Below are 17,471 nucleotides of genomic sequence, written 5' to 3' on the forward strand. Positions count from 1 at the left end.
AAATTCGATTTTAGCGGAAGGAGATTCCGGTCGCAGTCGGTATTTGCCGGAAAACAGGAAGCCTATCCTGCGGCTTCGGCGGGATAATTTACCCATGCCTTCTTGACCGGCACGACTCACGCGGCCACCTCCCCGCGTCGAGGCGCGCCGCCGCAGCCACAAGCTACGGTGGACCGTCAGGGCCGATTCTCCGTTGCACCCTGCGGCGGCCAACCGGACGTTACGTGCGTTTATCGCGCAGCAGCGACGTCCGATCGGGCAAGAAGGCTAATAAAAACCGCGCACGATCTGCGCGGTTTTTTGTTGCCCGGGCGTAGCGCTTATCCGCGCGCCGCCCCCGTCGCTCACCCCTTTTCGCCGTCGAATTTCGCAACATGTCGCTTCAGCTGTATCTATCGTTTCTGGCCGCCGCCCTCGTCCTCGTCTACACGCCCGGCCCCGTCAACGTGCTCACGATGAGCCAGGCCATTCACGCGGGATGGCGACGCGCGCTGCCCTGCGTCTGGGGCGGCACGCTCGCCGTGCTGCTGCAACTCGTGCTGACGGCGTTCTGCCTGAATTCGCTGCTGCTCATCAGTGAGCATTCACTTACGGTGCTGCGCTGGGTCGGCGCGGCGTATCTCGTCTGGCTGGGCTGCAAGCAGTGGCGCAGCCGCTCGCTCGGCGGTGCGCAGCCGCAGGCGCTGGATCAAGCGCAGACGGCGGAGCCGGCGCTCGTTTCACATCGCGATCTGTTCTGGCGCGGGTTTGCGACGTCGGGGCTCAATCCGAAGACCTTGCTGTTTTTTCCGTCGTTTTTTCCGCAGTTCATCAGCGCCGATGCGGCGTGGAGCGCCAATCGCCAGTATCTGGTGCTGGCCGCGACATTCGCGCTGCTGTTCGCGGGCGGCGTGGCGTCGATGGCGCTGTTTTCGCACCGTCTGCGAAACGTGCTGCAACGGCCGCGCCGACTCCGCGCGGTGAACCGGCTGATGGGCGGCCTGCTGGTGGGAATGGGGGCGATGATGGCCGGGCTGCGCTAGGCGCGCGGTCGGCCCGATGCGGAAACCGGCGGGCGTTGCGCGCCGCCGGTCTTGTGAACCGCGCTCAGGGCGCGGAGCTGACGGCGACGCCGGATGCGCCCGATGCGCCTTGCGCGCCGTTGCCCGCCGTGGCGAACGCGGCGATGGCGTCGATCGCGCCGTTCTGCGACGCCGTCGTGGCGTCCAGCGACGAATGGTTCGAGCTGCCGTTGTTGTTCGGCGACGATGCCGCCGTGGGCGCAGCCGGCGCGCTCGCGGCGGAAGCGGCCGCTGCCGCAGCCGTTGCAGCCCCGCTGGCCGCCGACGCGCCGCTCGCGACCTTGGCCGTCGATGCCGTCGCGCTTGCAGCCGCTGTTGCCGCCGACGCAGCCGCAGGCGCCACCGGCGCCAGCAGCGTTTGCGCCGCCGCCGTCGTGGCAGCCGTGGCGCCCGGCACAGGCGCGGTATTCGTGACGACACCGGCCGCCGCCGCCGCATTCGCCGCGGCGTTGGCCGTCGCGCCGGCCACTGCGGCCTTCGGGCCCAGCACCGGCGTCGCGGGCAGCGCGGCGCTGTGCAGCGCCGCCGCACCGGTCGCCGCCGCCGCGACGGCTGCCGCGGGCGCGGCGGAACCGGCCGGAGCGGTTTCGCTCGTCGCCGCCGTCGCAGTGGTCGGCAGGATCTCGGGCGGCAGCGGCGTGACCTGGATCGCGCCGCTGGCCGGAATCGGCTCGCTCTTCGCGACCGTGCTCAGGTAATGGCTGACCAGATCGAAGAAGCGCGTGTAGAACGTGCCCGACTGGATGGTTTCGCTCGAAATCTTGACCATCTCGTCGCTGTTCGAGCGGATCGGCAGCGAAACCGACCCCAGAATCGACAGCCCGACGCTCGCCGACGTATCGCTCTTTTTCAGCGCATAGCCGTTCTGCACGGCGTTCACGTAGACCATGCTCGAATTGCTGGCGTCGCCGGAGGTGCAGACCACGTGCACTTCCACGACGATGTGCTGGTCGCTCGTCGGCTGGAAATTTTTGGTCGCGTCGACAGTGTCGCTCTTGGCCATCGTCGTCATGTAGCCCTGGCTCAGCAGGGCGCGGCGCGACGCCTCGCAGGCGTCGGCGCTGCCGTAGGCGAAGTTGCGCGAGAACGGGCTGGGGGCGCTGCTCCACAGCTGGTCGTCCTGGAATTTAGGCTTCGCGGACGAGCACGCGCCCAGCGCGGCGGCTAGCGGAATCAGCAGAAACGGGGCAACTCGGGAAAAACGGGACATATTCGAGGGAAGCGAGACGGCAGACGTCGGACGGCAATTGTAGTTCGGTTCGGGTTTCTACGACCGAACGGTCGTATCGGGGGCGCGATCGGCAAGGCCGAAAACGGGCGAAAACGCGCGCTGGCGCCCGCCTCGACCGAGACAAAATCACGCACAAACCGAAAGTGAGCACCTACTCACTCTGCCATTCTGCGCCATCCGGACGGCAAGCGCGTGGCGAAAAAAATGGCCAAAAAAACGGGCTTCCGCGCGTGGCGAAAGCCCGTGTCAACCCGGCGCGCGTCCCGGCAGACGGAGAAGTGTGATCCGCCGCTGGCGCGCCGCAGCCGGGTACCGCCGGCTGTTCCCCTGGACCGTGCGACGCCGGGCCGCCCCGAGGAGCGGCGCGAGGTCGCGCGGAACGATGCTTTACTTCGTGCCGACCGTGGTGAGCGGTTGCCACTGACCGTTCACGACCTTGTAGACGGTCACGCCGCCGTACTTCAGGTCGCCGTACTGGTCGTAGGCGAGTTCGTTGGTCGTCACGCCCTTCATGCTGGTCGCCTTGAGCGCGGCGAGGAACACGTGCGGATCGGTCGAGTTGGCCTTCTTCATCGCGGCGATCACGGCGCGCGTGCCGTCGTAGGCGTACGGCGAGTACAGCTCGACCGGCTTGTTGAAGCGCTTCGTGTAGCGCTCGACGTAGTCCTTGCCGCCCGGCATCTGTTCGAGCGGGCTGCCGCCCGACGAGGCCAGCGCGCCTTCGGCCGCCGGACCGGCGATCTTGATCAGCTCGGCCGAATGGACCATGTCGGGCCCGATCAGCGTGGCCTTCATGGCGAGCGACTTCATCTGCTTGAGCATCGGCGCGGCCTGGGTGTCGGCGCCGCCGTAGAAGATCGCGTCGACGTCGGCCGACTTGATGTGCGTGAGGATCGAGCGGAAGTCGACGGCCTTGTCGTTGGTGAACTCCTGCGCGACCACGGTGCCGCCCGCCGCCTTCACGGCTTTCGCGAACTCCTCGGCCACGCCCTGGCCATAGGCCGTGCGGTCGTCCACCACGGCGAAGCGCTTGAACTTCAGATCCTTCACGACGTAGGCGCCGAGCACGCTGCCCTGCTGCGCGTCGGACGTCACGAGACGAAAGGTCGTCGGCAGGCCCTGACGCGTGTAGGCGGGCGCCGTCGCCGTGGCGATTTCGGGGATGCCGGCCTTCGCGTAGATCGGCGCGGCCGGGATGCTGGTGCCCGAATTGAAGTGGCCGATGACGGCGGACACGCCGTCGTCGACGAGCTTCTGCGCGACCGTCGTGCCCGTGCGCGGGTCGGCCTGATCGTCGTAGGCGTCGATCACGAAATGCACCGGTTTGCCGCCGATGGTCGGGTTGGTGGCGTTTTCGTCCTCGATCGCCATCTGCACGCCGCTCTTGAAGTCGGCGCCGTAGTGGGCCTGGCCGCCGGTCAGCGGGGCGGCGAAGCCGATCTTGACGTCGGTGGCCTGGGCGAGCGCGCCGGCGCTCCAGAGGCCCGCGAGCGCGGCGATCATGACGGGTGCGCGCAGGCGCAGGCTCGGGGTGGTGTGGCGTGTCATCCTGGTTCTCTCCTCAGCGTTCTACGTTTTCATGGGCGCAGGCGGGCCCGCGCCGCGCACGGGAATGCGCGGCGTGCCGTTCTGCATAGGGGTGAATCGGTCGGCGCCCCAGCCGTCCGCAATCCGTTGCGCTCGCAACGGCTTCGGGGCGGTTCGGCGGATACGCTAAAATTGTTTGTTTTTCAGATGCTTACAACATCCCACAGGGTCTCCGGACAAGGACGCGGCAACGGCAAATCGATGGATTGACGGATACACTTGGCGGATACATTCCGCCTAATCAAGTATCCATCTTTGCTTGGATTGTATCCAATTCTGGCAGGCAAAAAAAACGACGACAACTTTTTTTCGTCGGCCTTCGTTCGGCCGGCGCAAACGCACACGAACACATGACGACAGTGCAGGGCAAGGAAGACCAGCGATCGCTGCCTCAAACCATCCGCGACCAGTTGCGCGATGAGATCCTGCGCGGCGTGCTGCCGCCGGGTGCGCAACTGCGCCAGGAAAGCCTCGCGGAGCGCTTCGGCGCGAGCCGCATTCCGGTGCGCGAGGCGCTGCGCCAGCTCGAGGCCGAAGGGCTCGTGAGCTACCAGCTCAACCGCGGCGCGGTGGTGATGGCGATGTCGACGCGCGAGATCTGCGAGCTGCTCGACATTCGCGCCGCGTTGGAGACGTACGCGGCGAAGCTGGCGGTGCCGAACATGGTGGCCGCCGACATCGACGTGATGAAGCGCATCCTCGCCGCCTACGACGCCTCCACCTCGCCCGCCGACTGGGCCGAGTACAACCGCCAGTTCCACCTCGCGCTGTGCGCGCCGGCGAACAACGCGCGGCTGCGCAAGATGATCGAGGAATACTGTTTGTCGACGACGAATCGCTATCCGCATCTGCGTATGTCGCTCGATACGGAAAAGGGCGACGTGCAGCGCGATCACTACGAGATCGTCGATGCCTGCAAACGGCGCGCCGTCGACGACGTGGTCGAGCTGATCGAGCGGCACATTCTCGATACGAAGCGCGAGGTGATGGCCGCCGCGCGGATGGCGGGCTTGACCGATCAGTGAGCTGATCGAGTGTCATTCGTTGCGCATGCAACGAAAAACGGCGAGCGCCCCTGCGGGCGGCTCGCCGTTTTTTTTACTTCAGCGCGTGGGGAACGCGCTGTATTTCGAGGCTTGTTTCGACGCTTAAACCGCCATTTCCGGCGGCGCGCGGCGGAAGCAGCGCGTGATCCAGCCGAGGTAGGCGAGGCCGAGCACGAACCAGATCACGCCGAGCACGATCGCGGTTTTTTCCAGGCTGCAGAGCAGCCAGAGGTCGGTGACCGCGCCGATCAGCGGGAACACCAGGCCGCCGAGCACGCCGAAGCCGCGCGTGCCGGCCGCGCCGCTGAAGTACTGGCGGATCACGCAGAGGTTCACCGACGTGAACGCGAGGAACGCGCCGAAGTTGATGAACGACGTCGACGTGGCCACGTCCAGCTTCAGCGCGATCAGGCCGACGATGCCGGCGATCGCGATGTTGATGGCGGGCGTGCGGAAACGCGGGTGAATGTAGCCGAAGATCGACTTCGGCAGCACTTCGTCGCGGCCCATCGCATAGAGCAGGCGGCCGACGCTCGCCTGCGCCGAGATGCCCGAGGCGAACTGCGCGAGGATCAGGCCCGCGAGGAAGATCGTCACGAAGATGTCGCCGCCGACCTTGCGCGCGATTTCGAACGCGGCCGAGTCCGGGTCCTTGAACACGGCGCCCGGATGCGCGAGCTGCAGCGTGTACGCGGCGATCACGAAGATCGCGCCGCCCACCAGCGCGATCAGCACGATGGCGCGCGGAATGGTCTTCTCGGGCTCGATGGTTTCTTCGGTGAGCGTCGAGACGGCGTCGAAGCCGAGGTACGAATACGCGGCGATCGCGGCGCCGGCCATCGTCGCCGAAAGCGGCACGTGCGGCTGGAAGAACGGCTGCGCGGTCAGCAGTCCGCCCGGACCCGCGGCGGCGGCTGCGTAGTGGCAGCACAGCACGACGAACACGGCGGCGATGCCGAGCTGCACGACCATCAGCACGATGTTGAAGCGCGCGGCCAGTTCGATGCCGAGCACGTTCAGGCCGCTCGTCAGCACGATGAACGCGACGATCCACACCCACGCCGGAATGCTCGGGAACGCCGCGCCCAGATAGGCCGCGCCGATCAGCCAGATCACCATCGGCAGGAAGAAGTAGTCGAGCAGCGTGGCCCAGCCGATCATGAAGCCCAGATGCGCGTTGAAGCTCTTGCGCGTGTACGTGTAGGCGGAGCCCGCGACCGGGAACAGACGGGCGAGCTTGCCGTAGCTGAGCGCCGTAAACACGATCGCGACGAGCGCGATCAGGTACGCGAGCGCGGCCGTGTCCTGGCTTGCGCCGGCGAGCACGCCGTAGGTGCCGTAGACGATCAGCGGCGCCATGTAGGCGAGGCCGAACAGCAGCACCGACGGCAGGCCGAGCGTGCGCTTGAGGTGCGGCTCTCTTGCGCTGTGTGCGCTTTGGGCGGGTGGCGAGGATGGCTTCATGATGCAGGTGTCTCCGAAATGCTGCGGGTGGGTTGCAAGGATCTGCGAGTGAAGTCCAGCCGATCTCTGCGCATGCGTGAGTGAAGCGTCCGGCTTGACGCCGCACGCATTGATTCGGGGTGCGAATCAGTGCGTGTCGCGCGCCTGACGTTGCGATGGCCGGTGTTCGGGCCACGCGTCGTTGCTTTATTTTTGGTGGTCGGCGCGGCGCGCGTGAGAATTACGCAGCCGTGCCGGAAAACGGTTTTCAGCGGTTTTTTACCGCGTCCGCGCGCGGATATTGAGCGAGCGGCGGCCCTGCGCGTCGTTTTCGTCGACGAGATTGAGCGCGATGCGCGCGTCGTGCAGATAGCTGTAGTGCTCGCGGCTTTGTGCGAGCAGCGCGCGATCGACCGTGACCGGCAGCACGGCGTCTTCGTGCTTGAGTTCGGCCAGCACGTCGCCGAACGGGCTGATGAGCGCCGACTCGCCGGGGAATGTGAGGTTGTCGTCGCCGTCGCCGATACGGTTCACGAGCGCCGCGAACATCTGGTTTTCCATCGCGCGCGCCACGATCGCGCGGCGGTGCACGGGCCCGAACGGATCCATGTTGCCGTTGGTGACGACCAGCATTTCGGCGCCGAGCGTGCCGACCGCGCGCGCGGTCTCGGGAAACTCGATGTCGTAGCAGATCAGCAGGCCGACGGTCATGCCCTTGAATTCGCAGACTTCGTAGCGGTCGCCGGGCGTGAACACGCCCACGTCGGTGGCCCACAGATGTGTCTTGCGGTATTGCAGGGCGATCTCGCCGCGCTCGTCGATCAGCACGGTGGTGTTATAGAAGCGCTCGCCGTCACGTTCGGCGAGGCCCACGGCGACGGCCACATTGGCGTCGCGCGCGGCGTCGCGCACGCGGGTCAGCGACGGGCCGGACAGCGTCTCGGCGATGTCGCGCACGTTCTCGCGCGTGGGAAAACCGGTGAGCGTGGCTTCGGGGAACACCATGAGGTCGGTACCCGCGCGGCGCTTGCCGATGGCGTCCAGCGTGCGTTCGAGGTTGGGCGCGACGGCGCCGTCCACGAGGGGAATCTGCGCGAGTTCGAGTTGCATGTCTGTCTCCAAATTTGCCTCTGACAACGGGCTCGCGAGGCATTGAGCTTATAAAATGGCCGCGCGAACATCAGGAGCGGCTATTATCACCACGTTATTTTTGTCCAGGAATTACCCAGCAGGGGTACCCTGATCGGAGGACTCATGGAACCCGACTGGCAGGACCGCGCGTTCCATCATCACATCGCGACGCTGATCGACGCCCTCGACGGCCCCGATTTCTGGACCCGCGCGACTCGCGTGATCGAGCGCTTCGTCGCCTTCGACAACTGGGTGGCGCTCGTCTTCGTGCGCGATCGCGCGCCGCTCGTCTGCGCCGAGTCGCCGATGCCCGACGGCACCGTGGATCTCTTGTTCCGCGCGTATCTGGAGGGCATGTACCAGCTCGATCCGTTCTATATCAACGCATGCGAAAGGCCGCGCGCGGGGCTGATCACGCTCGCCGAAGTCGCGCCGGACAATTTCCGCATGACGGATTACTACCAGCGCTATTTCAAGAGCAACATCATCGGCGACGAAGTGCAGTTCAACGTGCCGCTCGATGCGCGGCGCACGCTGATTTTTTCGCTGGGTGCAAAGCACCATTACACGGAACGCGATGTGGCGCAGTTCGCGATGTTCGCGCCGTGGGTGATTGCGTTGATGCGCCAGCGCCTCGCGTACGAGCCGGGCGTGGCCGCCGACGAGGCCGCGGGCGCGCCACAATCCGACGCCGTGGCGGAGCGCGCGGCGGCGGAGGTGCTCGAACTCGATTACGCCCGCCGCTTCGAAGCGGTCACGCAACAAAGCGGACGCACGCCGCTGACCGCTCGCGAAGTCGAAGTGGTGCGGCAGAGCCTGTCGGGATTTTCGACGCGCGCGATCGCGGAGCGGCTCGAAATCTCCTTCGAAACCGTGCGGGCGCACAAGAAGCATATTTACGCGAAGCTCGGCGTCAGCTCGCAGTCGGAGCTGTTCGCGCTGTTTTACGAGCCGAACGGGCGCGAGGGCGGGTGAGCGCGCGTCGCTGCGCTGCGTGCGTCCACGTGCTTGTTCCGACCCGCGCGCGCCTGAGCGCGTTGCGAAACCCCGCGCGCCGATGAGCGCGGGGCGCGTGCGTCAGAACTCGATGAGCGCGAAGTCTTCCTTGCCCACGTCGCAGAGCGGGCAGCGCCAGTCGTCGGGCACGTCGGCCCAGCGCGTGCCGGGCGCGAGGCCGTCGTCGGGCGCGCCGAGCGCTTCGTCGTAGACCCAGCCGCAGATCACGCAGACCCATTGCTTGAAGCCGTCGTCGGCCGCCTGTGCGGCTTTGGGCGCGTTCGTGTCTTGCGCGGCCTCGGCCTGCGCGTCCACACGCGGCGTGTCGAGCGCGACGACGAGCGGCGCCGACGTGCTCTCGCGATTCGCGAGTCGGGTTTGCAGGGTCTCGAGCAATGCGGCGGCTTCTTCAGCCGTGAAGTCGATCCAGTAGGGATCGCCGGCGCCGTCGTTCAAACGGTCGGGGGAGAACTGGATTTCGAGGGCGACGCCTTTCTTGTACATAAGCGAAAACGGATTCCTGGGCGTCCCGTGCGGCGCGCCGCGCTTAGACGAACAGACGGACCAGAAGCGAGCCGGCGATGCCGCCAAAGGCGATCAGCGCGAGCATCTGCAGCAGAGAAATGGTCTTGCGCGGCGAAGCGTTCGGGGCGGGATGACGGGTCGTGGTGTTCATGGATGTGCGATGGTCGTGCGACGCGCGCAGCCGGTTGGCGACGCGGCGCGAAAGGTGACGAAATCAGTGTCGAATCTCATGCGCCCGCATTGGCGCGGCCCGGAGTTTCGCACGATTTCGCGTTCGCGGGGGCAATTGCACAGCGACCGCGCGCAGCGGCCGCACGGGCGTTGACGTCGGCGCAGGCCCATCGGCACGACGCTGCTGATTATCGCCGCTAATCGGCTGAGGATTGAGCAGCGAACGGAGATGCATTATTTCGCGAGGGTTGAGAGCGCGGGCGGATTCTTTCTTTGAGCCCCGCTTTTTCGCCTCGGCTTCGTCTGCCTTGCATGCCTTCAAACATGCAGCCACTTGCGCTCCACGAGCGAAAACACCCAGCAGACCGGCACCGCGCAGGCCATGCCGATGGCCACTTCCGCGACCCGGAACAGCGCCACGTCCCACACGGGGCCGTGCGTGGGGACCAGCAGCACGATGGTGGTGGTGATTGCGCCAAGGCGCGCCGCCGTGCTCACCCGCAGACACCAGCACGCGATGATGACCACGGCCACCGCCACGAGATACGCGGTGAGGTTTTCCGGTCCGAGCGTGGCCGCCGCGAAGCCCACCACGCCGCCCGCGATGGCGCCGATGAACTGGTCGCGCGACTGCGCGAGCGTGTCCGCATAGTCATGCTGGGTGACGGCGATGGCCGTGATCGCGGCCCAAAACGCCTGTTCGGTGTGCAGCGCATGGCCGATGGCGTACGCGAGCCCCGCGCCGCAGACGGCGCGCAATGCCATCAGCGTGCCTTGCGCCGCGCGGCTCTTGAGCGGCAGACGCTTGAGCGCGCCGAGCGCCGATTGCTGGAGCGACGAGAGATAGGCGAACAGATTGTCTTGCGGGTCGAGCATTGCGTGATGAGAAAGTCGGTCTGAAATCGTTGACAACGGTGAGCGTAAAACGGTGCACGAGAAGCGGCGAGCGCGCAAGCCGGAACGCGCTGCCGCGAGCCGGCGAAGCATAGCAACTCGCCCATGCGGCTGCCTTACGCCGCGCAGAGTTCCCCAAGGCAGGCGTCGAAGGCCGCGAGCAGACGATCGACGTCGGCTGCCGTCGTCTCCGGACACACCAGCATCATGTTGTGGAACGGCGTAATCAGCACGCCGCGATTGAGCAGATAGAGATGGATCACGTGTTCGAGTTCGTCGTCCATGGCGGCGCGCGCTTCGCTGCCATTGCGCGGCGGCGTGGCGCAGAACTGGAATTCGCTGCGTGCGCCCACGCGCGTCACGCACCACGGCAGCGCGTGTTTGTCGATGATCGCGGCGAGTCCCGCAGCGAGCCGTTCCGAGAGCGCGAACATCAGCGCATAGGCGGCTTCGGTCATCACTTCGTCGAGCGTTGCGCGCATCGCGCTCATGGAGAGCGCGTTGGCCGTGAGCGTCGTGCCGATGCCCGAGTGGCCCGGCGGCGCGTCGAGTTTGGCTTTTTGCGCGCGGCCTGCGAGATCGGCGCTGAAGCCGTACACCGCGCAGGGCACGCCGCCGCCCACCGGTTTGCCGAGCACGAACAGGTCGGGCTCGATGCCGTGTTCGCGTGCATAACCGCGCGGGCCGCTGCTGATGGTGTGGGTTTCGTCGATCAGCAGCAGCGCGCCGTGACGCCGGATGAGCGCCTGCGCTTCGCGCCAGAAGCCCGCTTCGGGGAGCACCATGCCGACGTTGGTCATCGCCGGTTCGGCGAGCACGCACGCGACGTCGTTGCCCGCGAGCGCCTGCTCGAGCGCCGCGAGGTCGTTGAACTCGACCACGCGCGTATGCGGCAGCAGGTCGTGCACCTGGCCTAGCAGGCTGGCGCGCTGGGTGGGCGCGCCGTCGATCAGGTCGACGAAGACGTCGTCGACGGTGCCGTGATAGCAGCCGTTGAACACCACGATGGCCTGGCGGCCCGTGGCCGCGCGCGCCCAGCGCAGCGCGAAGCGGTTGGCGTCGCTCGCGGTCATGGCGAACTGCCAGTAAGGCAGCCCGAAGCGTTCGGCAAGCGCCGCGCCGACGGCCACCGCGTCGGCGCCCGGCAGCATGGTCGTGAAGCCGCGTTCGGCCTGCTGCGCGAGCGCGCGCGCCACGGCGGGCGGCGCGTGGCCGAACATCGCGCCCGTGTCGCCGAGGCAGAAGTCCACATAGCGATGGCCGTCCACGTCGCTGAAGGCCGCGCCGCGCGCGGCGTCCACGTAGAGCGAGAACGGCGTGGACCAGTCGTTCATCCAGTGCAGCGGCACGCCGAACAGCAGATGCTGCGCCGCTTGCGCCGACAACGCCTGCGATGCCGGACGCGCGGCGACAAACGCGTCGCGCTCGCGTGCCAGCACGCGCCGCGCGCGTTCCCGGTTCACGCCGTGATTCTGCGAGGTTGGCCTGTCCTGCATGGGCGCTCCTGAGTCCTGTTGGGTTCGGAGCCATCCTCGCATGGCCGGCGTACGTTCGACAATTCGGTCAAATAGCCTATGCCGTCCGGCCGATGGGCACGCTCCGCGAAGCGCGCCGCACAATGAAAAACGCGCTGCGTCGCAAGTGTCTTGCGTCGCAGCGCGTTGTTTTCTGCCTTCTTGCCTTAAGCCGCGCGGGGCGGCTCCCCGGCGTCTTACTGGCGATCGATCGAGAACTTGCCCGGACCGGCCACGGCGAGGGCCAGCAGACCGCCCGCGATGCTCACGTTCTTGTAGAAGTTGATCATGTTGGCCATCTGGTCGGCGCCCGTCATGTTCCAGAAGTGATGGCCGATGATCGCGGTCGCCACGGTGTAGAGCGCGAGCAGCACGGCGAGCGGACGCGTATAGAAGCCCACGACGATCAGAATGCCCACCACGAATTCCATGACGACGGCGATCACCGCCGAGAGCATCGGCGCCGGCGCGCCCACGTGCGCCATATAGTCGACCGTGCCGGAGAATCCGGTGATCTTGGACCAGCCGAACAGCACGAACAGGGCGGCCAGCAGGATACGTGAGACCAGCAGGACGGCATCGTTGCCTTGTCCGAACAGGTTATGTCGCATGGTGTTCTCTCCGAAGAACTTGATTGAGGCGTGAATGTTATTGACTTGCTTGTGCGCACTCGCCGGGCGGCGGCCTGTGTTCACAGGCCGCCTGACTCCGGTCCGCGCGCCTTGAGTACGACGATGGCGTGCGGTGCTTACGACCAGAGTTCCGGCACTTCGATATTACGCAGATCGAAGACCAGGACTTCGGCATCGTGTCCGTCGGTGAAGGTCAGTTCGCGTTCCGAGCGGATCCGCGCGCCGTCGCCTTCGCCCATTTCCACGCCGTTGAGCTTCACGCTGCCGCGCGCCACGTGGACATAGGCGTGGCGTTCGGCGCCGATCTCGACCTTCGCGCTCTCCGCGCCGTCGAGCCGGCCGGCGTAGACGCGGGCGTCCTGGCGCAGCAGCAGCGAATCGTCGGCGCCGTCCGGCGAGAGGATCAGGCGGAACTTGCCGCGCTTTTCTTCATCGGCGATGTTCTTCTGCTGATAGCGCGGTTGCGCGCCCTTCTCGTTCGGCGCAATCCAGATCTGCAGGAAGTGCACCGGCTGATCGGCCGAATGGTTGAACTCGCTGTGCGCGACGCCCGTGCCGGCGCTCATCAGCTGCACGTCGCCGGGGACGATCACCGAGCCCGTGCCCATCGAATCCTTATGTTCGAGCGCGCCTTCCAGCACGTACGAAAAGATTTCCATGTCGCGGTGCGGGTGCTTGCCGAAGCCGCGCGCCGGAGCGACGCGGTCGTCGTTGATCACCAGCAGGTCCGAGAAACCGGTTTGCTTCGGGTCGTAGTAATTGGCGAACGAAAAGGTGTGACGCGAGCTGAGCCAGCCATGTTCACCGCGGCCACGTTGGTCTGCTTTGCGAAGTTCGATCATGTTCTCTCTCCAGTTCGGTGGGGCCGTTTCGGCCCGGAATGTTGTGCTGCGATGGAAGAGAGTTTAGGTCAATCAAAGCGATGTAAATCGCCGTAAAATAGTACTCACTGTCACATTGAAGTGGACAATCGCAATGCAACTCGACGACATGCGGATCTTCGTGAATACCGTGGATGCGGGCAATTTCACGGCGGCGGCCCACCGGCTGCGGCTTTCCAAGCAGTTCGTGAGCCGCCGCGTGGCCGCGCTGGAGGCCGATCTGGGCGCACGGCTGCTGGTGCGCAACACGCGCAAGCTGGCGGTCACCGATCTCGGCCAGGACTTCTACGAGCGCGCGAAACGCATCCTCGCCGACGTGAACGAGGCCGAGCAGGCCATGTCGGCGCGGCGCTCGGAGCCGCGCGGGCTGCTCAAGGTCAGTGCGCCGATGTCGTTCGGCATGGCGCATCTGTCGCCGCTGGTCGCGGAATTCCTGCGCGAGCATCCGGACGTGCGCTTCGACATGGATCTGAGCGACCGCAGCGTGGACGTGATCGGCGAGGGCTTCGACATGGCGCTGCGCATCGGGCGGCTCGCCGATTCCACGCTGGTGGCGCAAAAGCTCATCGACGTGCGCATGATCGCGTGTTGCAGCCCCGGCTACCGGCGCCGACGCCGCGCGCCGCAAACGCCCGAGGATCTCGCGCAGCACGACTGTCTGCCCTACGGCCAGCAGGGGCGCGCGCCGTGGGAATTCATGGTCGGCGGCGTGCGTACGCCGTTCGAGGTGCATGGGCCGCTGCGCGCCAACAATGGCGAGGTGATCCGCGACGCGGCCATCGCGGGGCTCGGCATCTGTTATCTGCCGGACTTCATCGTGGCGGGATCGGTGGACGCGGGCGTGCTCGTCGAAGTGCTGGAAGACTACATGCCGCCGCCGAACGCGCTGCACGCGCTTTATCCGCAGCACCGCGAGGCGTCGGTGACGATCCGCGCCTTTACGCAATATCTGCGCGAACGGCTGGCCGCGCGGGCGGCCACGGCGCGCGGCGGCGCGCTTTGATGCAAGGCGCATGCGTGTTGTGCGTCAGACTGCGCCGGGCCTTGAGGAATAGCAGTTGCGCCTGCATCTGTTGAATACAGCGCGCGCAATAACTGGCGTCAGTTCCCCGGAACCCGGCGCGGGTTTGCGCGATCACAGCGGTTGCGGCTGACGCCCAGTCGCCCGTCGCGTGTCCTCGTTTGTCATCAAGCCAGAGGCAAACTGGCGAGAACAGCCGCATGACGGCCGTTCTGCCTCCCTCGGATGCACCAAAGCGGGGCGCAAACGCGGCAGTGAAGTGAGGCGCGATGTCGCAGTTTCGTTGTATGCTCACCGCCCCGACGGTTGCGCGGGCCGCCCCCGGGCGGCGCGGACGCCCGGCTGGCGGGCTTCGGCGGCTCTCATAGGGCTTTTCCGGGGTCCGATAGGCACGGTTTATTCCCGCGATCAAAGCAACCAATTTTTCAAATGGGCGTAGATCCCTTAATCTTCGTCCATACCTTTTCCCAACCCAGAGCGAGGAAACAACGCATGTCTCTCATCAACACGCAGGTCAAGCCGTTCAACGCAACCGCATACCACAACGGCAAGTTCGTTCCGGTCTCTGAAGAAAACCTGAAGGGCAAGTGGTCGGTTGTCGTGTTCTACCCGGCTGACTTCACGTTCGTGTGCCCGACGGAACTCGGCGATCTGGCTGACCAGTACGCAGAATTCCAGAAGCTGGGCGTTGAGATCTACGGTGTGTCGACCGACACGCACTTCACGCACAAGGCATGGCACGACACGTCGGACACCATCGCCAAGATCCAGTACCCGCTGGTCGGCGACCCGACGGGCGCGATCACGCGTAACTTCGACGTCATGATCGAAGAAGAAGGTCTGGCACTGCGCGGCACGTTCGTGATCAACCCGGAAGGCGAGATCAAGCTGTGCGAAATCCACGACAACGGCATCGGCCGTGACGCCAAGGAACTGCTGCGCAAGGTGCAAGCTGCTCAGTACGTGGCATCGCACCCGGGTGAAGTCTGCCCCGCCAAGTGGACGCCGGGCGCAGAAACGCTCAAGCCGTCGCTCGACCTGGTCGGCAAGATCTAAGCGTCGTTTCACCCGCGCGATCGTCATGACCGCGTGACGCTGAAGCTGTACCGCTGTATCTCCGGGCCGCGCCTTCGCGGCAGCGGCCCGGACGCCTGATCCGCCCCTGTGCAGGACGGCGAAATTTGCCAGGCAATACTTAAGAATTCCCCCGCTTCTTCTCTAGCCGGAAAACGCCATGCTCGACGCCAATCTCAAGACCCAACTGAAAAGCTACCTCGAAAAAGTCACGCAGTCGATCGAGATCGTCGCGTATCTGGACGACGGCGAGAAGTCGCAAGAACTGCAGCAACTGCTGCAGGACATCGCACCGCTCTCGGACCGTATTGCGCTCGAAGAACGCCGTGGCGCCGCAGCCGGCGACGCGCGTACCCCTTCGTTCGAGATCAAGCGCGCCAATTCGGACGTGAAGGTCACGTTCGCGGGCATTCCGATGGGCCATGAATTCACGTCGCTCGTGCTGGCGCTGCTCCAGGTGGGCGGCTACCCGGTCAAGCTCGAAGACGAAACGATCGAACAGGTCAAGTCGCTCGACGGCGTGTTCTCGTTCGAAGTCTATATGTCGCTGTCGTGCCAGAACTGCCCGGAAGTCGTGCAGTCGATCAACGCGATGGCGGCGCTCAACCCGAATGTGAAGATCGTCACGATCGACGGCGCGCTGTTCCAGGGCGAAGTCGAGAAGCGCCAGATCATGGCCGTGCCGACCATCTACCTGAACGGCGAAGTGTTCGGCCAGGGCCGCATGGGCGTCGAGGAAATCCTCGCGAAGCTCGATACGGGCGCTTCGGCGCGTGCCGCCGAAAAGCTGAACCAGAAGGACGTGTTCGACATGCTGATCGTCGGCGGCGGCCCCGCCGGCGCGGCAGCCGCGATCTACTCGGCGCGCAAGGGCATCAAGACGGGCGTGCTGGCCGAACGTTTCGGCGGCCAGGTGCTCGACACGATGTCGATCGAAAACTTCGTCTCGGTGAAGGAAACGGAAGGACCGAAGTTCGCGGCGGCGCTCGAACAGCACGTGCGTGCCTATGACGTCGACATCATGAACCTGCAGCGCGCCGAAGCCATCGTGCCGGTCGGCAAGGGTTTCGAAGTGCGCACGCAAAGCGGCGCGACGCTGCGCGCGAAGAGCGTGGTGCTGGCGACCGGCGCGCGCTGGCGCAATGTCGATGTGCCGGGCGAGCAGGAGTACAAGAACAAGGGCGTGGCGTACTGCCCGCACTGCGACGGTCCGCTGTTCAAGGGCAAGCGCGTGGCGGTGATCGGTGGCGGCAACTCGGGCGTCGAGGCGGCGATCGACCTCGCCGGCATCGTGAGCCACGTCACGCTGCTCGAATTCGGCGCGCAACTGCGTGCGGACGAAGTGCTGCAACGCAAGCTGCGCAGCCTGCCGAACGTCACGGTGCACGTGAACGCGCAGACGACCGAAATCGTCGGCGACGGCCAGAAGGTCACGGGCCTCGCGTTCCTCGAACGCACCACGGGCGAGAAGCATCATCTCGAACTCGAAGGCGTGTTCGTGCAGATCGGTCTGGTGCCGAACACCGAGTTCCTGAAGGGCACGGTGGCGCTCTCGAAGCACGGCGAGATCGAAGTGGATGCGAAGGGTCAGACGTCGGTGCCGGGTCTGTTCGCGGCCGGCGACGTCACCACGGTCCCGTTCAAGCAGATCGTGATCGCCGTGGGTGAAGGCGCGAAGGCTTCGCTCGGCGCGTTCGACTACCTGATCCGCTCGTCGGCGGACGACGAGGAAGATGCGAAGGTCGCCGCCGCGGTGGTCTGACGCGCGCCTCACATCGAAAGGTTTTAGCAGTCTCTCTTTGCGCCGGCTTCGTGCCGGCGTTTTTTTGTCCGCGAATTTGTCTGTGGAATGCGGGCGCGGATACCCCGTGCAAGCGCCTCGCGGACGTGACACACTGAATGCACGGCGCGTTGCCGATCGAGAAGGAGACTGCCGTGGACCGAGAAACCTTTGTTCGCACGCTGGCCGAAGAAGGCTTTCCCGAACCCGTGCTCGTGACGCGCGAGCATGGCGCGATGGACGAGCATACGCATCCGTTCGAAGCGAAAGCGCTGATCGTGATGGGCGAGATCACGATCGGCGCGGATGGCGAGGAGCGGCTATATCGTGTCGGCGACGTGTTTCATCTGGCCGCCGGGCAGCCGCATGTCGAGCGCTATGGGCCGCAGGGCGTGCAGTATCTGGCGGGACGCAAGGATTGAGTCGAAAAAAATGGCTGCCGGAAGGCAGCCATTTTTCCTTGCAGCGATGCGCGAATCGAGGG

The 17,471-nt window shown here is 65.7% G+C and carries 17 protein-coding genes; 7 read left to right on the forward strand and 10 right to left on the reverse strand.

The genetic code is table 11. The annotated features are described in order from the left end of the window. Window positions 1-374: 374 nt before the first annotated feature. Window positions 375-1,022, forward strand: a complete 648-nt coding sequence (locus SB764_RS07205; RefSeq protein WP_110325903.1) for a LysE family translocator — start codon at window positions 375-377, stop codon at window positions 1,020-1,022. Window positions 1,023-1,086: 64 nt separating this feature from the next. Here the strand turns inward: SB764_RS07205 and SB764_RS07210 are convergent, their stop codons facing one another. Both SB764_RS07210 and SB764_RS07215 read right to left on the reverse strand, forming a co-directional pair. Then, the gene (locus SB764_RS07210) at window positions 1,087-2,271 is read right to left on the reverse strand and encodes a DUF2242 domain-containing protein (RefSeq protein ID WP_065057582.1); all 1,185 of its coding nucleotides are present in this window, start codon (window positions 2,269-2,271) and stop codon (window positions 1,087-1,089) included. 408 nt (window positions 2,272-2,679) lie between these two features. Continuing rightward, window positions 2,680-3,840 (reverse strand): branched-chain amino acid ABC transporter substrate-binding protein, encoded by a 1,161-nt coding sequence (locus tag SB764_RS07215; protein ID WP_080180826.1) that lies wholly within the window; start codon window positions 3,838-3,840, stop codon window positions 2,680-2,682. Between the two features lie 389 nt (window positions 3,841-4,229). On the opposite strand from SB764_RS07215, the gene SB764_RS07220 reads away from it, so the two are divergent. After that, window positions 4,230-4,904: a GntR family transcriptional regulator gene (locus tag SB764_RS07220; protein WP_065057584.1), complete on the forward strand. Its 675-nt coding sequence runs from the start codon at window positions 4,230-4,232 to the stop codon at window positions 4,902-4,904. 123 nt (window positions 4,905-5,027) lie between these two features. On the opposite strand, the gene SB764_RS07225 is transcribed toward SB764_RS07220, so the two are convergent. Continuing rightward, window positions 5,028-6,389 carry an APC family permease gene (locus SB764_RS07225; protein WP_065057585.1) on the reverse strand — a complete coding sequence of 454 codons (1,362 nt, stop codon included), beginning with the start codon at window positions 6,387-6,389 and terminating at the stop codon, window positions 5,028-5,030. A gap of 258 nt (window positions 6,390-6,647) precedes the next feature. After that, on the reverse strand, window positions 6,648-7,478 hold the full coding sequence (locus tag SB764_RS07230; protein WP_065057586.1) for a carbon-nitrogen hydrolase family protein: 831 nt from the start codon (window positions 7,476-7,478) through the stop codon (window positions 6,648-6,650). Window positions 7,479-7,622: 144 nt separating this feature from the next. Here SB764_RS07230 and SB764_RS07235 point away from each other — a divergent pair, with 144 nt between their 5' ends. Then, window positions 7,623-8,474 (forward strand): helix-turn-helix transcriptional regulator, encoded by an 852-nt coding sequence (locus SB764_RS07235; RefSeq protein WP_065057587.1) that lies wholly within the window; start codon window positions 7,623-7,625, stop codon window positions 8,472-8,474. A gap of 102 nt (window positions 8,475-8,576) precedes the next feature. Here SB764_RS07235 and SB764_RS07240 read toward each other — a convergent pair whose 3' ends face one another. From SB764_RS07240 to SB764_RS07265, 6 genes are all read right to left on the reverse strand, one after another. After that, window positions 8,577-8,999 (reverse strand): rubredoxin, encoded by a 423-nt coding sequence (locus SB764_RS07240; protein ID WP_074981222.1) that lies wholly within the window; start codon window positions 8,997-8,999, stop codon window positions 8,577-8,579. A 43-nt stretch (window positions 9,000-9,042) separates the two neighbouring features. After that, window positions 9,043-9,171 carry a hypothetical protein gene (locus SB764_RS07245; protein ID WP_258365463.1) on the reverse strand — a complete coding sequence of 43 codons (129 nt, stop codon included), beginning with the start codon at window positions 9,169-9,171 and terminating at the stop codon, window positions 9,043-9,045. A 338-nt stretch (window positions 9,172-9,509) separates the two neighbouring features. Then, window positions 9,510-10,067: an FUSC family protein gene (locus SB764_RS07250; protein WP_065057588.1), complete on the reverse strand. Its 558-nt coding sequence runs from the start codon at window positions 10,065-10,067 to the stop codon at window positions 9,510-9,512. A gap of 134 nt (window positions 10,068-10,201) precedes the next feature. Beyond that, on the reverse strand, window positions 10,202-11,581 hold the full coding sequence (locus SB764_RS07255; RefSeq protein WP_410863074.1) for an aspartate aminotransferase family protein: 1,380 nt from the start codon (window positions 11,579-11,581) through the stop codon (window positions 10,202-10,204). Window positions 11,582-11,796: 215 nt separating this feature from the next. Then, window positions 11,797-12,210, reverse strand: a complete 414-nt coding sequence (locus tag SB764_RS07260; protein WP_065057590.1) for a DoxX family protein — start codon at window positions 12,208-12,210, stop codon at window positions 11,797-11,799. Window positions 12,211-12,347: 137 nt separating this feature from the next. Further along, the gene (locus SB764_RS07265; RefSeq protein WP_410863076.1) at window positions 12,348-13,073 is read right to left on the reverse strand and encodes a pirin family protein; all 726 of its coding nucleotides are present in this window, start codon (window positions 13,071-13,073) and stop codon (window positions 12,348-12,350) included. A gap of 133 nt (window positions 13,074-13,206) precedes the next feature. Here SB764_RS07265 and SB764_RS07270 point away from each other — a divergent pair, with 133 nt between their 5' ends. From SB764_RS07270 to SB764_RS07285, 4 genes are all read left to right on the forward strand, one after another. Then, window positions 13,207-14,115: a LysR family transcriptional regulator gene (locus SB764_RS07270; protein WP_110325907.1), complete on the forward strand. Its 909-nt coding sequence runs from the start codon at window positions 13,207-13,209 to the stop codon at window positions 14,113-14,115. A 510-nt stretch (window positions 14,116-14,625) separates the two neighbouring features. Further along, the gene (gene ahpC / locus SB764_RS07275) at window positions 14,626-15,189 is read left to right on the forward strand and encodes an alkyl hydroperoxide reductase subunit C (protein WP_065057593.1); all 564 of its coding nucleotides are present in this window, start codon (window positions 14,626-14,628) and stop codon (window positions 15,187-15,189) included. A 178-nt stretch (window positions 15,190-15,367) separates the two neighbouring features. After that, on the forward strand, window positions 15,368-16,969 hold the full coding sequence (ahpF, locus tag SB764_RS07280) for an alkyl hydroperoxide reductase subunit F (protein WP_065057594.1): 1,602 nt from the start codon (window positions 15,368-15,370) through the stop codon (window positions 16,967-16,969). Window positions 16,970-17,142: 173 nt separating this feature from the next. Beyond that, entirely contained in the window at window positions 17,143-17,409 is a 267-nt protein-coding gene (locus SB764_RS07285; protein WP_065057717.1) for a cupin domain-containing protein, read from the forward strand. Window positions 17,410-17,471: the final 62 nt, after the last annotated feature.

Source organism: Paraburkholderia sp. SIMBA_027, assembly GCF_046535315.1.
In the GTDB taxonomy this organism is placed as follows: Bacteria; Pseudomonadota; Gammaproteobacteria; order Burkholderiales; family Burkholderiaceae; genus Paraburkholderia; species Paraburkholderia tropica.

What these genes read in the sequence shown, in the direction of transcription:
- SB764_RS07270 (WP_110325907.1), top strand. Translation starts at nt 13,207, where the DNA reads ATGCAACTCGACGACATGCGGATCTTCGTGAATACCGTGGATGCGGGC.
- SB764_RS07215 (WP_080180826.1), bottom strand. Translation starts at nt 3,840, where the DNA reads ATGACACGCCACACCACCCCGAGCCTGCGCCTGCGCGCACCCGTCATG.
- SB764_RS07225 (WP_065057585.1), bottom strand. Translation starts at nt 6,389, where the DNA reads ATGAAGCCATCCTCGCCACCCGCCCAAAGCGCACACAGCGCAAGAGAG.
- SB764_RS07265 (WP_410863076.1), bottom strand. Translation starts at nt 13,073, where the DNA reads ATGATCGAACTTCGCAAAGCAGACCAACGTGGCCGCGGTGAACATGGC.
- SB764_RS07210 (WP_065057582.1), bottom strand. Translation starts at nt 2,271, where the DNA reads ATGTCCCGTTTTTCCCGAGTTGCCCCGTTTCTGCTGATTCCGCTAGCC.
- SB764_RS07250 (WP_065057588.1), bottom strand. Translation starts at nt 10,067, where the DNA reads ATGCTCGACCCGCAAGACAATCTGTTCGCCTATCTCTCGTCGCTCCAG.
- SB764_RS07255 (WP_410863074.1), bottom strand. Translation starts at nt 11,581, where the DNA reads ATGCAGGACAGGCCAACCTCGCAGAATCACGGCGTGAACCGGGAACGC.
- SB764_RS07235 (WP_065057587.1), top strand. Translation starts at nt 7,623, where the DNA reads ATGGAACCCGACTGGCAGGACCGCGCGTTCCATCATCACATCGCGACG.
- SB764_RS07240 (WP_074981222.1), bottom strand. Translation starts at nt 8,999, where the DNA reads ATGTACAAGAAAGGCGTCGCCCTCGAAATCCAGTTCTCCCCCGACCGT.
- SB764_RS07220 (WP_065057584.1), top strand. Translation starts at nt 4,230, where the DNA reads ATGACGACAGTGCAGGGCAAGGAAGACCAGCGATCGCTGCCTCAAACC.
- ahpF (WP_065057594.1), top strand. Translation starts at nt 15,368, where the DNA reads ATGCTCGACGCCAATCTCAAGACCCAACTGAAAAGCTACCTCGAAAAA.
- SB764_RS07260 (WP_065057590.1), bottom strand. Translation starts at nt 12,210, where the DNA reads ATGCGACATAACCTGTTCGGACAAGGCAACGATGCCGTCCTGCTGGTC.
- SB764_RS07205 (WP_110325903.1), top strand. Translation starts at nt 375, where the DNA reads ATGTCGCTTCAGCTGTATCTATCGTTTCTGGCCGCCGCCCTCGTCCTC.
- SB764_RS07245 (WP_258365463.1), bottom strand. Translation starts at nt 9,171, where the DNA reads ATGAACACCACGACCCGTCATCCCGCCCCGAACGCTTCGCCGCGCAAG.
- SB764_RS07230 (WP_065057586.1), bottom strand. Translation starts at nt 7,478, where the DNA reads ATGCAACTCGAACTCGCGCAGATTCCCCTCGTGGACGGCGCCGTCGCG.
- ahpC (WP_065057593.1), top strand. Translation starts at nt 14,626, where the DNA reads ATGTCTCTCATCAACACGCAGGTCAAGCCGTTCAACGCAACCGCATAC.